Below are 19,084 nucleotides of genomic sequence, written 5' to 3'. Positions count from 1 at the left end.
AAATGCCGTGTGATCTAAAAACAGAAAAAGGGCGGCCCGCGAGGGCCGCCCTTCCCATTCGAGCAAGCTTGGGACCGGACTTAGAAGTCCATGTCGCCCATGCCGCCCATGCCACCCGGGCCACCGGCCGGAGGAGCGGCCTTCGCCGGCTTCTCGGCGACCATCGCCTCGGTGGTGATGAGCAGCGAGGCGACCGAGGCCGCATCCTGCAGAGCCGTGCGCACGACCTTGGTCGGGTCGATGATGCCGGCGGCCACCAGGTCCTTGTACTCGTCCTTCTGCGCGTCGTAGCCGAACACCCAGTCGGAGCTGCGGAGCACTTCGCCGGCCACCACGGCGCCGTCCTTGCCGGCGTTCGTCGCGATCTGCTTGACCGGCGCCTGGATCGCCTTGCGGACGATCTCGATGCCGACCTGCTCGTCGTTGTTCGCGCCCTTCAGGCTCGACAGGTTCTCGGAGGCGCGCAGCAGAGCCGTGCCACCACCGGGGACGATGCCTTCCTGGACGGCGGCGCGCGTCGCGTGCAGCGCGTCGTCCACGCGGTCCTTGCGCTCCTTCACCTCGACCTCGGTGCTGCCACCGACGCGGATGACGGCCACGCCACCGGCGAGCTTCGCCAGGCGCTCCTGCAGCTTCTCACGGTCGTAGTCCGAGGTGGTCTCCTCGATCTGCGCCTTGATCTGCTCGCAACGGCCCTCGATCTCGCTCTTCTCGCCGGCGCCGTCGACGATCGTGGTGTTCTCCTTCTCGATGCGGATGGTCTTGGCCTTGCCAAGCATCGGCAGCGTGACGGTCTCGAGCTTGATGCCGAGGTCCTCGGAGATCAGCTGGCCACCGGTCAGGATCGCGATGTCCTCGAGCATCGCCTTGCGGCGATCGCCGAAGCCCGGAGCCTTCACGGCCGCGATCTTCAGGCCGCCACGCAGCTTGTTGACCACGAGCGTCGCCAGGGCCTCGCCCTCCACGTCCTCGGCGATGATGACGAGCGGACGGCCGCTCTGCACCACGGCCTCGAGCAGCGGCAGCATCGGCTGGAGCTGGGAGAGCTTCTTCTCGAAGATCAGGATGTAGGGCTGATCCATCTCCGCGATCATCTTCTCCGCATTCGTGATGAAGTACGGGGAGACGTAGCCACGGTCGAACTGCATGCCCTCGACGACGTCGAGCTCGGTCTGGATGGACTTGGCTTCTTCGACGGTGATCACACCCTCGTTGCCGACCTTCTCCATCGCCTGCGCGATCATCTCGCCAATCTCGGCCTCGCCGTTGGCCGACAGCGTGCCGACCTGGGCCACCTCGGCCGAGGTCGTGATCTTCTTCGTCTTCGACTCGAGCTCGGCGACGATCTGGGTGACGGCCTTGTCGATGCCGCGCTTCAGATCCATCGGGTTCATGCCGGCGGCCACGGCCTTGGCGCCCTCGCGGACGATGGCCTGGGCCAGAACCGTCGCGGTGGTCGTGCCGTCACCGGCCAGGTCGTTGGTCTTCGAGGCCACTTCGCGCACCATCTGGGCGCCCATGTTCTCGAACTTGTCGGAGAGCTCGATCTCCTTCGCGACGGTCACGCCGTCCTTCGTGATGCGCGGGGCACCGAAGGACTTGTCGATCACGACGTTGCGGCCCTTGGGGCCCAGCGTCACCTTCACGGCGTCGGCCAGGATGTCCACGCCGCGGATCATACGCTCGCGGGCGGAGGCGCCGAACTTCACGTCCTTAGCAGCCATAATACACCTCTAAATGAATGGGGTTGTCAGGAAGGCGCGGGGCCAGTTCAGGCCGCGATCACGCCCATCACGTCCGACTCCTTCATGATCAGCAGCTCTTCGCCGTCGATCTTGACCTCGGTGCCGGACCACTTGCCGAACAGGATGCGGTCGCCCGCCTTCACGTCGAGCGGGCGGACGGTGCCGTCTTCGGAGACGTTGCCGTTGCCGACGGCGAGGATCTCGCCTTCCTGCGGCTTCTCCTTGGCGGTGTCGGGGATGATGATGCCGCCGGCCGTCTTCTCTTCAGCCGTGATACGGCGAACGAGGACGCGGTCGTGCAGGGGACGGAACTTCATGGGGCTCTTTCCTCCAGGGAAATCAGGCCTGCGAATTCTCCCTCCGGCCAGTGCTGGCACTCGCCGGCGGGGAGTGCCAGCGATCTAAGAGGAGCTTTCGACCGAGTCAAGGCAATCAGCAGCACTCTCTGAGTGAGAGTGCTAATCGGCTGTAATGATATGAAATTCCTGGCGGATCGGCGGCCAGACGTGTCACGCTTTCTTCATCGGAGGGCCCGCCAGGGCCGGCGAAGGGAGCAAAGGCCGGTCCCGCGGGCATCAGACCCGAGGAGGCCGATTGTGCTGGATAGCCTGGTTCACATGGTGCGAACCCCCGACTGGCGGCTGATGACCGCCGAGATCCTCTACCATATGCCCGACCACCCCGCCGTGCTGCAGAGCTTCGTCTGGCAGAAGCATGACCTGGCACCGGAATTCCCCGAGCTGACGCGCTTCCTGGACTTCTGGCGGCGGGAGATCGACGGGCCGCTGCATTCCGTCCGGGTGGCCAGCGAAGCGCTCATCAAGCCGGCCGAGCTGCGTTACTCCAACGGGGTTTTCAGGCTGCACTGAAGCGCCTTGCGGCGGCGGAACGGGGCTACTCGACCGGTGCCTGTTCCACCGCCCGGCCGGCCCGGTGCCGCCGCATGAGCCAGATGCCCAGGCCGATGCTGCCCAGCAGCAGCACACCCGAGAGCGCGAGCTGCCAGGTCCCGTCCACGCGGACGCCCTTGCCCAGCAGGGCGAAGACGATGGTCTGCGGCACGTAGCCGATCGCCGAGGCGAGGAAGAAGGGCGCCGCCGCGATCCCGGACATCCCCGCCAGGAGGTTCAGCGCCAGGTTGTTCCCGACCGGGAAGAGCCGCAGCGCCAGCGCGGCCCCGAAGGGGTTTTCCCGCAGGATGCCGACGATGGGCCTGAGCTGCTTGCCGAACCGCCCGGCCAGCCGCCGCTCGGCCCAGGCGCGGCCGACCGCGCGCGCCCAGTAGAAGGCGATGGCGCAGCCCAGCAGCTGCGCCACCAGCGCCAGCGCCGTGCCCACCGAGGCGCCGAAGGCATACCCGCCGAGGAAGGCCACCGCCTGCCGTGGCATGCCCGCCGCCAGCGCCGCCGCGCCCACCGCGAGGAACAGCGTCTCGCCCAGGATGCCCTGGTCGCGCACATGGGCGTCGACCCAATCCGTCCCCGGCACGGCGCCGAGGACGCGCAACACCAGCCCCGCCAGGGCGAGGCCCATGACCATGAGCAGCGCCCGGAGGAGCGCCTTGCCGGTCACGGCTGCCCGGTCTCCGTGCTCTCGATCTGGGGACGCTTGCCGCGCCGCTGCAGCCAGGCCACGCCCACGAGGTCGAGGAAGCTCACCGCCAGCCGGTCGAGCGTGCCGTAGTTGGAGACGCCGCGCACGCGGGGGCGGTGGTTCACCGGCTCGCTGATCACCTTCGCGCCCGCGCGCAGCGACAGCGCGGGCAGGAAGCGGTGCATGTGGTCGAAGCGCGGCAGGTCCAGGAAGAGCGCCCGGGGGAAGACCTTCAGCCCGCAGCCCGTGTCCGGCGTCGCATCCCGCAGCAGCCAGGCGCGGATGGCATTGGCGAAGCGGGAGCTGCGGCGCTTGATCCAGGTATCCTTGCGGTTCACCCGGTGCCCGGCGACCAGCACCTGCTGCCCGGTCTCGGCGGCCATGGCCTGGCCGCGCGCCAGCAGGCTCGGGATATCGGCCGGGTCGTTCTGGCCGTCGCCGTCCAGGGTGGCGATCCAGGTGCCCCGCGCGGCCTTCACGCCGGTCGCGACCGCGGCGGACTGGCCGCAGCTCTCGCGGTGCCGGATCCAGCGCAGGGGCGCGGACCGGGCCGCGGCGGCCAGCTCCTGCGGGGTCGCGTCGGTCGAGCCGTCGTCCACATAGACGATCTCGTGCGGGATGGCGGCGAGGGCGGTTTCGATCTCGGCGACGAGCGGGGCGATGTTGGGCGCCTCGTTCCGCACGGGGACGACGACCGAAACCAGGGGGGCGGCGGACATTCGGCGCCGTTATCAGGGCCGGGGCGCGGCCACAAGCGGTCCGGCGGCCGTCCGGGCGCGGCTTTTGGCTGGGCTGCCAGCGCAGCCGATTGATATTATATGCCCCTCATGCCGTTCGACACCCGCAGCCTGCCGGCCGATTCTCCCTCCTCGCGAGGCGACAGGGCCCGGCCGCGGGCCGTCGCGGTCTGGCTTCTCGGCATGGCCGCGATGATCTGGGTGATGATCGCGCTCGGCGGCGCGACGCGGCTGACGGGCTCGGGCCTCTCGATCATGGAATGGGCGCCGATCATGGGCGCCCTGCCGCCGATGTCGGAGGCCGAGTGGAACCGCCTCTACGATCTCTACCGCACCATCCCGCAATACGAGCTGATCAACGCGGGCTTCGGGCTGGAGGGCTTCAAGCGCATCTTCTGGCTGGAATGGCTGCACCGGCTCTGGGGGCGGCTGCTCGGCTTCGCCTACCTGGTGCCCTTCCTGATCCTGTGGTGGCGCGGCGCCATCCCGCGCGGGCTGATGCCGCGCCTCGCGCTGCTCTTCGTGCTGGGCGGCGCGCAGGGGGCGATCGGCTGGTTCATGGTCGCCTCGGGCTTCGAGGCCGACCGCACCACCGTCTCGCCCTACCGGCTGGTGGTGCATCTCTCCATGGCCTTCCTGCTCTTCGGCGTGATCGTCTGGACGGCGCTCGGGCTACTGCGGCCGGTGCCGGAAAGGGTCGCGCCCGCCCAGGGCAAGGTGCGCCGGCAGGTGCTGGCCGCCTTCTGGCTGGCGGTGCTGACCATGCTGGCCGGCGGCTTCGTCGCGGGCATCCGCGCCGGCTTCACCTACAACACCTTTCCGCTGATGGACGGAAACCTGATCCCACAGGGCTATCTTGGCGAAGGCAGTCTGCTGCACAATCTGACGGCGAATATCGCGGCGGTGCAGTTCAACCATAGGATGCTGGCGACCCTGACGGCCCTGGCGATGATCGGTGCGACCCTGGCGGCCTTCCGCCGCCTGCCCCGCGGCTTTGCGCGCGGCGCGGTCTTCGCGATGGCGGGAGCCGTCGCGCTGCAATACGTCCTGGGCGTCGCGACCCTGCTCCTGGTGGTGCCGCCCGCGCTCGGCACCCTGCATCAGGCGGTGGCGGTCGGCGTGCTGGCGGCCGGCCTCTGTGCCTGGCATGCCCTGCGTGAGCCGGCGGGAGCGGCCCCGTCCAGGTGAACGGCCCGCCGCCCTCGGATCCCCGGATCGCGGCTCTGACCGCCCTGCCCATCGCGATGATGGGCTTTGCCGCCGACGGCGCCCTGTTGCTCATCACCGACGAGATGCGCGAGCTGCTCCGCATCGACGCGGCTGCCATGCCGCTCGGCACGCCCGAAGCCGAGGTCTTCAGGCGCCTGGCCTTCCAGGGCGTCCTGGGCGCGGGCGAGCCGGAGCAGCGCGCGCGGGAGGTGATGGTGCTGAGCCGGGAGGCCATCCATCGCCGCATCGTCCGCGACATCGCCGGCCGTGCGCTGGAGCTCCGGCTGGCGCCGCTGGCCCCGGCGGGGCGGCTGCTCACCATCGCCGACGTCAGCGAATACGTGCAGGCCCGTGAGGCCGCGGAGGCCGAGGCCCGCGCGTTGGACGACATCGCCAACCGGCTTTCCACCGGCATCGCGCAGTTCGACGCCCATCATCGGCTGCGCCGGAACAACAAGGCCTATGCCCGCCTGATCAATGTCGATGAGCGCCATCTCCCGGCGGGCATCTCGGTCCCCGAGATCGTCCGCCTGCAGCAGGCGGCCGGCGAATTCGATGCCGGGCAGGCCGAGGAGATCATCCAGAGCATGGCCGCCTATCCGCGCGGCCGCGACTGGTCGAAGGAGCGGACGCGTCCTGACGGGCGGACGCTGCGCTTCGACAACCGGCCGATGCCCGACGGCGGCTGGCTCGCCGAAGTCACGGACATCACCGACAAGCACGAGGCCGAGCAATCCGCCCGCCGCCGGATCGCCCTGCACGACGCGCTGATGGAGGCGCTGCCGGTCGGCGTGGCGGTCTATGGGCCGGACCGTTCCGTCACCATGGTGAACCCCGCCTATAACGAGATCATGGCGCATAGCCCGATCCGGGTCGGCGAGAGCCTGCGCGACATCCTCTGGAAGCGCGCGGTGGAAGGCGAGTTCGGGCCCTGCGATCCGGCGCAGGAAGTGCCGCGGCGGCTCTCGCGCGTGAACACGCGCCACAGCTTCGACCGCCGCAGCCCCAACGGCCTCGCCACCACGCATCGCAGCGTGCCCCTGCCGGATGGCGGGCACGCCATGGTCGTCGCGGATGTGACGGCGCTGCACGCAGCCCAGGCCGAGGCGCGGGAGCGCGCCGAGCTTCTCGGCACCATGCTCGACAACATGCGGCACGGCATCGCCATGTTCGACGAGCATGGCACCGTCGTCGCCGCAAACCGCCTGGCGGCGGAGCTCAGCGGCGTGCCGCCGGAGAAATACGTCGCCGGCGTCACGCTCGACCGGCTGCGCGAGATCCAGATCGAGAGCGGCGTTCACGGCGACGACGAGACGACGGAGCAGTTCATCCGGCTCCGCCGCGGGCGGGAGCTGAAGGGACCTGACCGCTATCAGCGCCGCAACCGCCACGGCCAGGTGATCGAGGTCATCACCGACCGCATGCCCAGCGGCGGCTACGTCCGCAGCTATACCGACGTGACCGCGCAGGTGGCGGCGGAGGCCGATGCGCGCAACCGCGCCACGACGCTCCAGGCCGTGCTGGACAACATGCGGCACGGCGTCTTCCTCTACGATCCCGAAGGCTACCTCCGCGTCGTCAACGACCTGGGCGCCCGGCTTTCCGGGATTCCGCCGGAGCTGGCCAAGCCCGGGGTCCACTTCACCCAGCTGCGCGACGCGCAGATCGCGCAGGGTGAGCTCGGGATCGACCTGGAGGGCAAGCGCCACCCGGTCGAGCCGGTGATGGAGCCCTGGCGCCTCGCCACCCACTACACCCGCCGCCGCCCGGACGGGACGATCATCGAGGTCCGCACCGACATCACGCCCGATGGCGGCGCCATCCGCAGCTTCACCGACATCACGGCCCTGACCCAGGCTCAGGCCGAGGCCGCGAGCCGCGCCACCGTGCTGCAGGCGATGCTCGACAATATGCGCCATGGCATCGCGCTGTTCGACAGCGAGCGGGTGCTGGTCTCGGCCAATGCCCTCGCCGGGCAGCTCATGGGCATCCCGGAAGGCCTCCATCCTGGGATGACGCATCGCGAGGTCCTGGATGCCGAGGCGGCGAGCGGCGAGTTCGGCCCGCCGGACGTCGCGGCGGCCTGGATCGCGCGGGTGCTCGGGAACGACCTGACCCAGCCGCACATCACCCGCCGCCGCCGCCCCGACGGCACGGAGCTCGAGGTGGGTTCGAGCCCGGTGCCGGATGGCGGCTTCGTCCTGACGCTGACCGACATCACCGCCCGCGTGGTGGCGGAGCGCGAGGCCGAGCGCCGGGCGGAGGTGCTGGGCACGACGCTGAACGCCGCGCGCCAGGGCATCACGCTCTACGACGGCGACAACCGCGTGGTCGCGGCCAACGATATCGCGGCGCGGCTCGCGGGCTTCGCCCAGGGCCAGGACATGGTCGGCCTCCGGCACGAGGAGATCGTCCTCGCGCAGCAGCGCATGGAAGGCGCCTCGGCCGAGGAGGACGCCTCGCGGCTGGAATACCACCGCGCCATGGATCGCTCCCGCCCGCTGCGCTACCAGCGCCGCCGGCGGGATGGCGTGGTCCTCGACGTCAGCTCCGACCCGACCTCCAACGGCGGTTATGTCGTCTCCGTCTCCGACGTCACGGAACTCGTGATGGCGCGCGAACAGGCGCAGGCCCAAGCGCGGGCGCTGGCCGTCACGCTCGACGCCTCACGGCACGCCATCGCCCTGTACGACGCCGATTCGCGCCTCATCGCCGGCAACCGGATCGCCGCCAGGGTCGCCAGCTTCGCGGGCCTGGAGATGATGACGGGGCGGACCTTCGAGGAGGTCATCCGCCACCAGGCGCCGCTCGACTATCCCGGCGATCCCGAGGCCGCCGAGCGCTTCGCCACCGAGATCCTGGCGCTCGATCGTTCCAAGCCCATCCGCTACCAGCGCCGCCGGCCCGATGGCATCGTGCTCGATGTCGCCTCGGATCCGACGCCGGAAGGCGGCTTCGTCATTTCCGTCTCCGACGTCACGCCGCTCGTGGACGCGCAGGAGGAAGCGCAGCGCCGCGCCGGCATCATGCAGGTGATGCTCGAGAACAGCCGCCAGGGCATCGTTCTCTATGATGCCGAGCAGAGGCTCGTGGCGGCCAATGCCCTGGCCGGCGAACTCATGGGCGTGCCGGACCTGCTGCGCCGCCCGGGCATCACCCAGCGCGAAATCCTAGTGGAGCAGCGGGCACGGGGCATCTTCGGCGCCGATGCCACGGCGGAGAACTGGGAGAATTACTTCCAGCAGCTGGACCGCACCCAGCCCCAGCGCGTGCAGCGCAACCTGCCGGACGGGCGTCGCCTCGACATCGCCTCCGACCCGACGCCCGATGGCGGGCACGTCGTCTCCATCTCCGACATCTCGGCGCTGGTGCGGGCGGAGGAAGCGGCGGAGCAGCGCGCGGGCGTTCTCAAGACCATGCTGGAGAACAACATCTCCGGCGTCATGCTCTATGACCGCGACAGCCGGCTCGTCGCGTTCAACGCCCTGGCCGCGGAAATGACCGGCATGCCGGGGTTGGGCGGCCTCATCGGACAGACCCTGGCCCAGAACCTCGAGGTGCAGGCGGCCAGCGGCAATTTCGGGTCGCCCGAGGCGGCGGAAGCCCGGCGCCGCCGCCTGCTGTCGCTGGATCGCTCGAAGTCGCACCGCAGCCAGCGCGTGACGGAGGATGGGCGGGTTCTCGTCGTCGCGTCCGACCCGACGCCCGACGGCGGCTTCGTGATCTCGCTTCAGGACGTGACGGCCGTGGCCCGCGCCGAGGCCGAGGTCGCGCGCCGCGCCGAGATCCTGGGCATGATGCTGGGCAATATCCGCCACGGCATCATGCTCTTCGGCGCCGACCGGCGGCTGGTCGCCGCCAATCCCAAGATGCACGAGATGCTCGAGCTGCCGGAGGGCGTGCTGCGGCCTGGCATCACGCATGAGGAGATGGTGGACATCTTCTTCCAGCGTGGCGAGTACGGCCAGGGGCCGGAAGGGCGGGCGCGGTCGGATGCGATCAAGTACCGCGATCGCGCCAAGCCCATCCTCTCCGTCCGCACGCGGCCCGACGGCGCCATCCTGGAGGTCGTCTCGGACCCCACGCCCGATGGGGGCTGGGTCGTCACCTATACCGACGTCACGGAAGACCGCCGCATCAGGGCGGAGCTGGACGCGGCACGCGAGGCGGCCGAGGCGGCCAGCCGGGCCAAGTCGCGATTCCTCGCGACCATGAGCCACGAGCTCCGCACGCCGCTCAACGCCGTCATCGGCTTCTCCGAGGTGCTGCAGGGCGGCGCCACGCCGGAACAGGTGCAGGAATTCGCGGCTTCCATCCAGGAGGCCGGACGCCATCTCCTCACCCTGATCGACGACATCCTGGACGTGACGCGCGCCGAGGGCGGCAGCCTGCCGGTGGTGATCGAGAAGGTCTCGCTGCAGCCCCTGATGGAGGGCGCGGTGCGGATCATCGGCGGCATGGCCTCGAGTTCCGGCCTGCAGCTGCGGCTCGACGCGCCCGAGCACCTGCCCCAGCTCCGCGCCGACGAACGGCGGCTGCGCCAGGTCCTGCTCAACCTTCTGAGCAACGCCACCAAGTTCACCCCCCAGGGCGGCCAGGTGACTCTGAGCGCGCGGCTCGCAACCCCGGGCCTGGTGATCGAGGTCAAGGACACTGGCATCGGCATCGAACCGAAAGACCTCGCGCGGGTCTTCGAGCCCTTCACCCAGCTCGACAGCGCCTTGTCCAGGCGGTTCCCGGGCTCGGGCCTCGGCCTGCATCTGTGTCGCGCGCTCATCGAGGCGCAAGGCGGAACGCTGGAGCTGGAAAGCACGCCGGGCCAGGGCACGACGGCCCGCATCACCTTCCCGGCCGACCATCTCCTCGCGCCCGATCGCGTCCTCGTGCAGCCGCATGCGTGAAATTTCGCCGCGGAGCGCCTAGATAGAGCCATCATGCCCCTCGACACGCCCCTCGCCGTCACCGACCGCCTCTTCTACGCCGAGCTCGACCCCGAGGCCGCCGCCCGGCGCCTACGCGAGGCGACCCAGGGCGCGGAGGATGGCGAGCTCTTCTTCGAGTACCGCGAGAGCGAGGCCATCAGCCTGGAGGACGGGCGCATCCGCTCGGCCAGTTACGACACGGCGCGCGGCTTCGGCCTGCGCGCGGTGCAGGGCGAGGCCGCCGGCTACGCCCATTCGGGCGAGATCAGCGACGCCGCCCTGGCCCGTGCCGCCGCGACGGTTGGCGCGGTGCGCCAGGGTCGCAGCGGCACGCTGGATGTCGGGCCGCGTGCGACCAATACCCAGCTCTACGAGGCCGCGAATCCGCTCCAGGCCATGGGCTTCGCCGAGAAGACCGCGCTGCTGCTGGAGCTCGATGCCTATGCCCGCGCGCTGGACCCGCGGGTCACGCAGGTCATGGCCTCGCTGACCGGCGAGTGGCAGGCGGTGCAGATCGTCCGGCCAGACGGGCTGCGCGTGGCCGACCTGCGGCCGCTGGTGCGTTTCAACGTCAGCGTCGTGGTCGAGCAGGACGGCCGGCGCGAGACGGGCAGCTTCGGCACCGGCGGGCGCTTCGCCTATTCCCGCGTGGTGGAGGACGGCGCCTGGCAGCGCGGCGTGAAGGAAGCGCTGCGCCAGGCGCTGGTGAACCTGGAGAGCGTGCCCTCCCCGGCCGGCGAGACGGAGGTCGTGCTCGGCCCCGGCTGGCCCGGCATCCTGCTGCACGAGGCGATCGGCCACGGGCTGGAGGGCGACTTCAACCGCAAGAAGACCTCGGCCTTCGCCGGGCTCCTGGGCCGCCGGATCGCGGCGCCGGGAGTGACCGTGGTGGATGACGGCACCATCGCCGACCGCCGGGGCAGCCTGACCGTGGATGACGAGGGCACGCCCTCCGGCCGCACCGTGATGATCGAGGACGGCATCCTGCGGGGCTTCATCCAGGACCGGCAGAACGCGCGCCTCATGGGCGTGCAGCCCACCGGCAACGGCCGCCGCCAGAGCTATGCCCACAGCCCCATGCCGCGCATGACGAACACGATCATGCTGGGCGGCGACATGGTGCCGGAAGAGATCATCCGCAGCGTGAAGAAGGGCATCTATGCGGTGAACTTCGGCGGCGGGCAGGTGGACATCACCTCCGGGAAGTTCGTCTTCTCGATGAGCGAGGCCTATCTCATCGAGGACGGCAAGGTCGGGGCGCCCGTGAAGGGCGCCACGCTGATCGGCAACGGGCCGGACGCGATGACCAAGGTCAGCATGATCGGCAATGACAGCGCGATGGATCCCGGCATCGGCACCTGCGGCAAGCAGGGCCAGGGAGTGCCGGTGGGCGTGGGTCAGCCCACGCTGAAGATGACCGGCCTCACGGTCGGCGGCACGCGGATCTGAGGCGGGGGGCCCGCTTGGCGCGGGCCCCTGCGCGACTTACTCGTCCTTCGCGAAGAACACGTCGAGGCCGGACTTCCCGGCCGATCCCTTGCTGCCGAAGGCGGCGCGCGCATCCAGGAACACGAGCCGGTCCGGACCCAGGGAGTAATCCACCGGGGCCTTGCCCAGTTCCTGCAGCGCGCTGTCCTTGTGCGAGCCCTCGATGACATCCACGCGCCCGCGCTCGCGCGACCAGAGCGCCACGATGGGCGACAGGCCGGCACGGATGCGATCCGCCGTGATGTTCGCGACGTCGCCGATCGCCTTGACCGTGACACGCTCCACCGCTGTCTCGCGCAGGGCGAGAAGGGCGAAGAGCTCCTTCGCCAGCTCGGCGGGGTCCATCATGTTCGCATCGATGCGTTCCGCCGTCTCGACGCGGGAGGCCAGCGAGCGGTCGTAAATGCCGAGCTGCGCGAAATACCGGAGGAAATCGTAGTCCGACTGGGACAGCCAGGCGCGGCGGCGCATCCAGTTGACGGTATCCTGCGGCAGGCCGAGCGCGCCGGTGGGCTCCGCCTTCGCCAAGGTGCCCTCGATGCGGCTCTGGGCCTGCTTCAGCAGCGCATCGCTGCCCTCGAGCTTGATGATGAGGCGGGTGCCGTCATCGGGCTTGAGGAGCGAGACCGGAAAGGAATAGCCGAACCGCCCGTCGCCCAACCCCGCATCCGCCAGGTCCTGCCGGAAGACGTCGACCTTGCCGGCGCCGACGCACTCGTCATCCACATAGGCGAGGAGAGTCGCCCCCTGAAGGTTAGACGCGGAGGAGTAGATCCAACCGCTCACGCGATCACTGAGAACCTGTTCGATGGAGCCTCGGAGCATGTTTCTCCTTTCCCGACCTTCAGGAAGCCTGCGGCTGATGCTGCTATGATGCAGCGCACACTAACCGGGGTCGGGGGTGCTTGCCAGGGAAAGTTTGGTTATCCTCCTGATGAATAAGCCATTGTTCATAATGACCTAACTTTGCATCTCCTTGTGGCAGTCCTTAACGGCCATCTGCCGGAAATCTGGGCGCCTCCATGACGGCTCCGCCAAAACACCGCATGCGGGAATTCGATGCCTTGGCGTGCGGTTTTACGGTGTGATAAGCGGGGCCTACCGCAGAAGGACCGAGGATGTTCATTTCCTTTGGCGAGGGCTTCCAGCTCGGCGTGGACTGCATCGCGAGTGTCGGCGCGCAGCGATGGCTCATTCTGGGTTGGCACATGACGCCGCGCGGCCAGCCGGTGGATCTTCAGTTCAGCACCACCGACGGGCAGGCATGCCGTGTCGATTTCCTGTCCCGCCATCCCCGGCCGGACGTCCTGCCGTCCGATCCGGCGGCGGCGGTGGTCCATGGCTTCTCCATTTCCATCGTGGCGCCCGAAGGAATGCGCGGGCTCAACATGGCGGTCGTCGCCGGCGACCGGGCCGGCCAGGCGAACCTCACCGACGGGGGCGCGAACACCGATCTGTTCCAGATCATGACGCTGCAGGACTGGCGCACCAGCTTCACCCTGCTGCGCGAGAGCCTGAACCGCCCTGCCGCCCTGCCGCTCTTTTCCTATCAGTACCGGCCCTATGGCGCCTTCGCGACCTGGATCGCGCAGATGCCGCTGGTCCAGGGCGTCGCCCATCACATGGGTGTGGCCGAGCGGATCACGGCCTCCTGCTCGCCCGCCGGGGAGGTCGCGCTCGACTTCCGCTTCGTCGGCCGTTCGCGCGGGACGGTGGAGATCGACGTCGTGGCCATCGCGCGCCTGCGCGCCGAGGATGACGGGCCGGACGAGATCGTCCCCCTGCCGCTGCAGGATGGCATGGTCAGCCGCTCGCCCGGCTCGCTGGCCTATTATGGGCGGATCGACTGGGATTATGTGCCGCGCCTCAGCGCGATCGAGTTGGTGGCCGAGATCACGTTCGATTCCGAGCGGCTCTGGGTCCGCTGCCACCCGCGCGAGGACACGGTGCCGGGCTTCCTCGACACGCTGGCGGCGGCCCCGGCCGGCAATGCCGGCCATGCGATGCTGCGCGCCGTTCTCGACCAGCGGCGCCTGACCTTCGAGGCCCTGGCCGCCACCGAGGTTCCCGGCCTGCCGGCCAATGACGCCGATGAGGGCTTGGCGGAGCTGGCCCTGATCGGCGTGGACAGCCTGGCCGCGGTGCGTCTGCTTCACCTGCTGGTGCCCGAGATCGAGCGCGCCGCCTCCTCCATTCTTTTCATGGGCGAGGCGGCACCGGCCGCGGCCGACATCTTCGCCCGGCGCGGGATGCCGGTCGAGATCGCGACCTCCCCCGGCGTCGTGCTCGAGCGCGCGGCCGTCCTGGGGTCGGGCCGCCTCATCGCGCTCGACCTGCCGCGGCTTGCGCGCGCGGCCATCGAGGGCAACGTTGCGGAATTGCTCGCGACCTCGCGCGGCGCGGCGCTGGCGCGGCTCTTCGTGCTGCACGCCGCCGCGGGCCGTTCGACGGCACTGGGTGACAGCCTCGCGCAATTCGTGTCTCTGGCGGAGGATCCCTCCCTGCCCTGGGATCCTGTGAACCGTGAATGGAGCAGCGCCTTTGGGGCCGAACTCGTGAACGATCACATCGAGACCATGTGGCGCTCCGCGGCGGAGCACGCGGCATGAGCGATATCGCGGTGCCGCGCCGCGTCTGCGTCGTCTCGCACGCCCATCCGGATTTCTCGCGCGGGGGCGGCGAGATCGCGGCCTATCGCCAGCACCAGATGCAGCGGGCGGCCGGCTGGCGCTCCATCTTCGTCGCGGCTTCCGTGCTCAACACGGAACAGGCGGCGCGGCAGTCCCTGCCGACGGTCATGCCCTATGAGAAGGATGAGTACGTCTTCGCCTTCTCCGGCATGACGGAGGACCGGCTTTCCTGGAACGACAGCCTGCAGCGCCAGGCGCTGGTGCGTTTCCTCGCGGGGCTCGATGTCGACGTCTACCACTTCCATCACTATTGGCGCATCGGCTTCGACCTGGTGGCCGAGCTGAAGGAAGCGCGCCCGGACGCGACCTTCGTCATCACCCTGCACGAGATGCTCGCGATCTGCCTGCATCACGGCCAGATGATCAAGACGCGCGGGCGGGAGCTCTGCCGCAGCGAGGCGCCGCTGCGCTGCCTGTCCTGCTTCCCCCAGGAGACGCTCGACAGCCTGGCGCTCCGCAAGGCGTACATGATCAGCGGCCTCCGGCGCTTCGACCATATCATCTACTGCTCGGAGTTCCTGCGTTCGCGCTACCGCGCCTGGGGGCTGGATGGGCCGGGCTCCGTGCTGGAGAACTACCTCGGCGACGCCATGTGGCGGGTCCGCCGGCTGGAGCCGTCGGGCGAGAACTCCATGCGCTTCGCCTTCTTCGGCCAGCCCACGGAGTTCAAGGGCCTCGACATCCTGATCCGGGCCATGGCGCTGCTGCCCAAGCCCGGCGTGGGCGAGCCCTTCCCCACCCTGACCATCTTTGGCGCCGATCTCGCGGACGTGACGCGGATGTTCCCGGACCTCGAGACCATCATCGAGGATGCGGGGCCGTCCATCGTCATGGCCGGCCGCTACGATCCGGCTGACGTCCTGGATCTCATGCAGTCGGTGGGCTGGGTGCTGGTGCCTTCGATCTGGTGGGAGAACTCGCCCGTCGTGATCCAGGAGGCCCGGCGGGCCGGCACGCCGCTCATCGTCTCGGACATCGGCGGCATGGCGGAGAAGGTGCACCACGAGGTCGACGGCCTGCACTTCCGCCGCGCGAGCCCGAGCGACCTCGCGCGGGTGATCATGCGCGCCAGCGATCCGGCCCTGCACGAGCGGATCGCGCGCAGCCAGCGCGACGTCATCACGCGCGACGAATTCCTGGCCGGGCTGTCCGAGGCGTTCGGCGCCCGGACCGCGGACCCGAACCCTGTTATCGCCGCTGCGCGGCGGAGCGGGGCGCGGGCGAGGCAGGGCTGAACCCCGACCTGCCGCACGGCCATCGCCGTCGAGGCAGCTCTTCGCACCAGCAAGACTTTGCGGCCCGCCGGTCCGCGACGCCCTTCAACGAGACAGACCTTCAACGGAGCCTGACGATGTCCTCAGCCGCACAAGACAGTCTCGAAGCCAAGCCTCAGCCGGCCGCTCCGCCGGTGGTGGCCAAGGCGCCCAAGGTTCCCCGGGTGGCGCTGCTCTGGCAGAAATCCTCCCTCGGCCTGTATTCCAACGCCCCGTTCGACGATCTGTACAAGGGCGTCGGCCACAACAACGGCAACCTGGCCTTCGTCTATGCCATCGCGAGCCATATCGCGAACCCGATGCGGTGGCTGCCCTGGCACACCTCGGTCGAGACGCTGAAGAAGACGGCCGACATCGTCGTCATTCCCTGCGCCAACCAGATCGGCAAGCACACCGACCTCGGCACCATGGCCGACAAGCTGGAGCAGGCGGGGCTTCCCGTCGTTTCCATCGGGCTCGGCGCGCAGGCGGACAGCTACGATCACGACGTGGCCGTCAGCGAGGGCACGCTGCGCTGGGCGAAGGTCATCGCGCAACTGCATGGCGGCTCGGCGCCGAACATCTATACGCGCGGCGCCTACACGACGGGCCAGCTCGAAAAGCTCGGGATTCCCGGCGCGCAGACGGGCGGCTGCCCGTCCTACTTCATCAATCCCGCGCCGGATCTGGGCCACCGGATCTATGCCAACTGGACGAAGCAGATGCCGCCGCGCTTCATCTCGGTCGCCGGCGGGCACCAGTCCTGGGCCAAGATCCGCACCATCGAGCATCAGCTGATCTCCATGATCATGGATCCGGTGACGCCGGGCCAATACGTCGTCCAGTCGATGAGCGACATGATCAAGGTTTCGCGCGGCGAGTTCGACCTCATCGATCCCGTGGTGCTGGAGCACATCCATCGCCACACGGTGCCGCACTACACGCCGGAGGAGTTCCGCAACTGGTGCCGGATCTATGCCAAGTCGTTCTACGACGTGCCGGCCTGGATGGACTCGCTGCGGAACTACGACCTGACCGTGGGTTCGCGCTATCACGGCATCGCGCTGGCCCTGCAGGCGGAGCGCATGGGGCTGACGGTCACCATCGACAGCCGCACGCGGGAACTCTGCGAGAACACGATGGTGCCGAACATCCGCCAGGAGGATCTGCAGCAGCCGCTGACGCGCACGGCCCTGGGTAAGATCGTGCAGTTCGACCCGGTGGCCTACGACAAGCACCGCGCGGCCGCGGCGGCGCGCTACGTGCCCTTCCTCGAGGCGAACTCGGTCGTGCCTTCGCCGTTCCTCTACAAGATCGCCGAAGCCGCCGAGTGAAGGTCGTCATGGCCTATCGCCGAAGGGCGCCCGAAAGGGCGCCCTTTTTTGTTGGACACCGAACGAATTCTGCGACGCTGCCTTGACGACCGCATGGTGCATGCGTACGCATTTTCGACGCAGCAGTAGCGGCGCGAAGCCCTATCCCGGTAAAGTCGTTCGAATTTCGTGTCGCTGGACGGACATGGCTTCATTTTTAATTTGAAACGATGACCGATAGAACAATACGGGGGAAGTGCTTTGAGTGGGCAGCAGATGCGACGTGTTCTTGTCATTTCACCGGCAGGTCGCGTCTACGAGCATGACCGCGTCCAATGGTACGATTTCCCGCAAGAGCGCATCGCCAGCGAGTATTTCAATATTGGCGATATGGTGGTTTTCGATTCCACCCTGAAATTGTTGCAATATACGCAAGTCTCGGAAATGAAAATTCGCGATCCGTCTGAGGCGGATATCGAATTTTACAAGACGTTCGATTACATCATCGTGCGTGCTTCCAACTTCATTCACAACTACATGAATTGGGAGCGTGCGATCGAGGTTCTCAACCGCGTTCAGATCCCGGTCTATGCGCTGGGCGTCGGCGGCCAGGCGACGAGCCGCGACGACTACAAGCTCACCGGCGACAATCTGCGCTTCTGGCAGATCGTTTCCGAGCGCAGCAAGGCCGTGGGCGTGCGCGGCACCTTCACCGCCGACCTTCTCTACGCCAACGGCATCAGGAATGTGGACATCGTGGGCTGCCCCTCGCTGTTCCGTGCGCGCAACCGCGATCTCCGGATCGAGGCCCCGGCCGACATCAAGCGCGTCGCCTTCTCCGTCCGGCGCGAGGTCGGCGGCGGTTATTCGAGCAATCCGCGCGACTACCTGCGGATCCAGCGCGACCTGCTGCTCCATACGATGGACGCTTTCGACACCACCGTGACGACGCACGGCGAGGTCGACGAGAAAGCCTTCTACTTCCAGAACGCGCAGGGCATGGCCAAGGCGCGCGAGCTGTTCCTGAAGGAGGGCTGGTGGACGCCGGAGACCGCCGAGCGGCTGGAGCGCCTCTATCGCGAGAAGATGTTCTTCTTCCTCCGCGTCGAGGATTATGACCGCTTCATCTGCAGCCAGGATTTCGCCTTCGGATACCGCGTCCACGGAGTCCTGCCCGCCCTGGCGAATGGCGTGCCGGGCGTACTGGTGAAGTACGACAGCCGCAGCACGGAACTGGCGGACTCCCTCTCCGTCCCCTCGCTCGTCATCGAGAACGAGCCGCCGAGCGATGTCGGCAAGCTGCTGCGCGAGGTTTCCTTCGACGATTTCAACAAGACCTTCGCCCTGCGCTACGACAGGATGAAGCTTCTGATCGAATACAACGGAATCCCGCACCGGATGTGACGCGCCTGGGGTTGCCAAGGGGGGCGGCCGGGGTCATTTCTACGCCCTGCTCGCCCCGAAAACCCAGGAGCCGCCTTCGTGACCTATGTCGTCACCGAAAACTGCATCAAGTGCAAGTTCATGGATTGCGTCGAGGTCTGCCCGGTCGACTGCTTCTACGTGGGCGAGAACTTCCTCGTCATCCACCCTGACGAGTGCATCGACTGCGGCGTCTGCGAGCCTGAATGCCCCGCGGAGGCGATCCTGCCCGACAGCGACGACCGCGCCACGCCCTGGCTCGAGATCAACCGGAACTATGCCAAGACTTGGCCGAACATCACCCGCAAGGGCGATCAACCGGCCGACGCCGAGGAGTGGAATGGCAAGCCCGGCAAGATGGCGCTGCTGAGTCCGGAACCCGGACAGCCCTGACAGGTAACGGGGCGTTTGCCTCTCGGCGCGTGACTTGAGGCCATTTTTGTGTTATGTTTGAGGAACTGAAGCGCAACTTGCGCGTTCAATGGCCACAGTCGTCCGCTCCGTGCGGCGGCTGGCCCCGGGGCGCGAAGGTCGTATCTTCGGTTGTTCCTGAACCCGGGCCTCCAGGAGTGCCTGCCTCATGGCCACGTCGCCTCGGAGTCATTCTACCCCCGCGCGCGCCCGCAAGGCCCCTCCTCCTGCCAAGAAACCCGCTCCTAAGCCAGCCGCGAAAGTCGCCGCGAAGCCCGCGTCCAAGCCGGCCGCCAAACCG

At 68.4% G+C, this 19,084-nt stretch carries 14 protein-coding genes; 9 read left to right on the top strand and 5 right to left on the bottom strand.

The window, feature by feature from the left end; translation table 11 throughout:
- Positions 1-80: 80 nt before the first annotated feature.
- Entirely contained in the window at positions 81-1,724 is a 1,644-nt protein-coding gene (groL, locus tag WJM96_RS00285) for a chaperonin GroEL (protein WP_424810415.1), read from the bottom strand.
- A 47-nt stretch (positions 1,725-1,771) separates the two neighbouring features.
- Positions 1,772-2,062: a co-chaperone GroES gene (gene groES, locus WJM96_RS00280; RefSeq protein ID WP_424810414.1), complete on the bottom strand. Its 291-nt coding sequence runs from the start codon at positions 2,060-2,062 to the stop codon at positions 1,772-1,774.
- Between the two features lie 300 nt (positions 2,063-2,362).
- Between groES and WJM96_RS00275 the strand changes: the two genes are divergently transcribed.
- Positions 2,363-2,614 (top strand): usg protein, encoded by a 252-nt coding sequence (locus tag WJM96_RS00275; RefSeq protein ID WP_424811799.1) that lies wholly within the window; start codon positions 2,363-2,365, stop codon positions 2,612-2,614.
- Between the two features lie 25 nt (positions 2,615-2,639).
- On the opposite strand, the gene WJM96_RS00270 is transcribed toward WJM96_RS00275, so the two are convergent.
- Positions 2,640-3,317 (bottom strand): TVP38/TMEM64 family protein, encoded by a 678-nt coding sequence (locus WJM96_RS00270; protein ID WP_424810413.1) that lies wholly within the window; start codon positions 3,315-3,317, stop codon positions 2,640-2,642.
- The gene (locus tag WJM96_RS00265) at positions 3,314-4,057 is read right to left on the bottom strand and encodes a glycosyltransferase family 2 protein (protein WP_424810412.1); all 744 of its coding nucleotides are present in this window, start codon (positions 4,055-4,057) and stop codon (positions 3,314-3,316) included. Before WJM96_RS00265 ends, WJM96_RS00270 begins: the two co-directional genes overlap by 4 nt.
- 108 nt (positions 4,058-4,165) lie before the next feature.
- Here WJM96_RS00265 and WJM96_RS00260 point away from each other — a divergent pair, with 108 nt between their 5' ends.
- Genes WJM96_RS00260 through tldD form a run of 3 tightly spaced genes read left to right on the top strand, consistent with a single transcriptional unit; the run spans position 4,166 to position 11,655 of the window.
- Positions 4,166-5,263, top strand: a complete 1,098-nt coding sequence (locus WJM96_RS00260; RefSeq protein WP_424810411.1) for a COX15/CtaA family protein — start codon at positions 4,166-4,168, stop codon at positions 5,261-5,263.
- Positions 5,260-10,185: a PAS-domain containing protein gene (locus WJM96_RS00255; protein ID WP_424810410.1), complete on the top strand. Its 4,926-nt coding sequence runs from the start codon at positions 5,260-5,262 to the stop codon at positions 10,183-10,185. The genes WJM96_RS00260 and WJM96_RS00255 overlap by 4 nt, the downstream gene beginning before the upstream one ends.
- Positions 10,186-10,218: 33 nt before the next feature.
- Positions 10,219-11,655: a metalloprotease TldD gene (gene tldD / locus WJM96_RS00250; RefSeq protein WP_424810409.1), complete on the top strand. Its 1,437-nt coding sequence runs from the start codon at positions 10,219-10,221 to the stop codon at positions 11,653-11,655.
- A gap of 36 nt (positions 11,656-11,691) precedes the next feature.
- Here the strand turns inward: tldD and WJM96_RS00245 are convergent, their stop codons facing one another.
- Positions 11,692-12,519 (bottom strand): hypothetical protein, encoded by an 828-nt coding sequence (locus tag WJM96_RS00245; protein ID WP_424810408.1) that lies wholly within the window; start codon positions 12,517-12,519, stop codon positions 11,692-11,694.
- A gap of 293 nt (positions 12,520-12,812) precedes the next feature.
- On the opposite strand from WJM96_RS00245, the gene WJM96_RS00240 reads away from it, so the two are divergent.
- From WJM96_RS00240 to fdxA, 5 genes are all read left to right on the top strand, one after another.
- The gene (locus tag WJM96_RS00240; RefSeq protein WP_424810407.1) at positions 12,813-14,303 is read left to right on the top strand and encodes a hypothetical protein; all 1,491 of its coding nucleotides are present in this window, start codon (positions 12,813-12,815) and stop codon (positions 14,301-14,303) included.
- Positions 14,300-15,619 carry a glycosyltransferase gene (locus tag WJM96_RS00235; RefSeq protein ID WP_424810406.1) on the top strand — a complete coding sequence of 440 codons (1,320 nt, stop codon included), beginning with the start codon at positions 14,300-14,302 and terminating at the stop codon, positions 15,617-15,619. Before WJM96_RS00240 ends, WJM96_RS00235 begins: the two co-directional genes overlap by 4 nt.
- A gap of 176 nt (positions 15,620-15,795) precedes the next feature.
- Positions 15,796-16,971, top strand: a complete 1,176-nt coding sequence (locus WJM96_RS00230) for a polysaccharide pyruvyl transferase family protein (RefSeq protein ID WP_424810405.1) — start codon at positions 15,796-15,798, stop codon at positions 16,969-16,971.
- 255 nt (positions 16,972-17,226) lie between these two features.
- Complete coding sequence (locus WJM96_RS00225) at positions 17,227-18,354, top strand: polysaccharide pyruvyl transferase family protein (protein WP_424810404.1); 1,128 nt, start codon at positions 17,227-17,229, stop codon at positions 18,352-18,354.
- Between the two features lie 78 nt (positions 18,355-18,432).
- Complete coding sequence (fdxA, locus tag WJM96_RS00220) at positions 18,433-18,765, top strand: ferredoxin FdxA (protein ID WP_424810403.1); 333 nt, start codon at positions 18,433-18,435, stop codon at positions 18,763-18,765.
- Positions 18,766-19,084 lie beyond the last annotated feature (319 nt).

This window comes from Roseococcus sp. YIM B11640 (assembly GCF_049727625.1).
In the GTDB taxonomy this organism is placed as follows: Bacteria; Pseudomonadota; Alphaproteobacteria; order Acetobacterales; family Acetobacteraceae; genus Roseococcus.
Note: the sequence above shows the minus strand (reverse complement) of the source record. Positions and strands in the feature narration are given on the sequence as shown.

Excerpts from the sequence above, each read along its gene's own strand:
- groL (WP_424810415.1), bottom strand. The coding sequence starts at position 1,724 with ATGGCTGCTAAGGACGTGAAGTTCGGCGCCTCCGCCCGCGAGCGTATG.
- groES (WP_424810414.1), bottom strand. The coding sequence starts at position 2,062 with ATGAAGTTCCGTCCCCTGCACGACCGCGTCCTCGTTCGCCGTATCACG.
- WJM96_RS00275 (WP_424811799.1), top strand. The coding sequence starts at position 2,363 with ATGGTGCGAACCCCCGACTGGCGGCTGATGACCGCCGAGATCCTCTAC.
- WJM96_RS00265 (WP_424810412.1), bottom strand. The coding sequence starts at position 4,057 with ATGTCCGCCGCCCCCCTGGTTTCGGTCGTCGTCCCCGTGCGGAACGAG.
- WJM96_RS00260 (WP_424810411.1), top strand. The coding sequence starts at position 4,166 with ATGCCGTTCGACACCCGCAGCCTGCCGGCCGATTCTCCCTCCTCGCGA.
- tldD (WP_424810409.1), top strand. The coding sequence starts at position 10,219 with ATGCCCCTCGACACGCCCCTCGCCGTCACCGACCGCCTCTTCTACGCC.
- WJM96_RS00245 (WP_424810408.1), bottom strand. The coding sequence starts at position 12,519 with ATGCTCCGAGGCTCCATCGAACAGGTTCTCAGTGATCGCGTGAGCGGT.
- WJM96_RS00240 (WP_424810407.1), top strand. The coding sequence starts at position 12,813 with ATGTTCATTTCCTTTGGCGAGGGCTTCCAGCTCGGCGTGGACTGCATC.
- WJM96_RS00235 (WP_424810406.1), top strand. The coding sequence starts at position 14,300 with ATGAGCGATATCGCGGTGCCGCGCCGCGTCTGCGTCGTCTCGCACGCC.
- WJM96_RS00225 (WP_424810404.1), top strand. The coding sequence starts at position 17,227 with ATGCGACGTGTTCTTGTCATTTCACCGGCAGGTCGCGTCTACGAGCAT.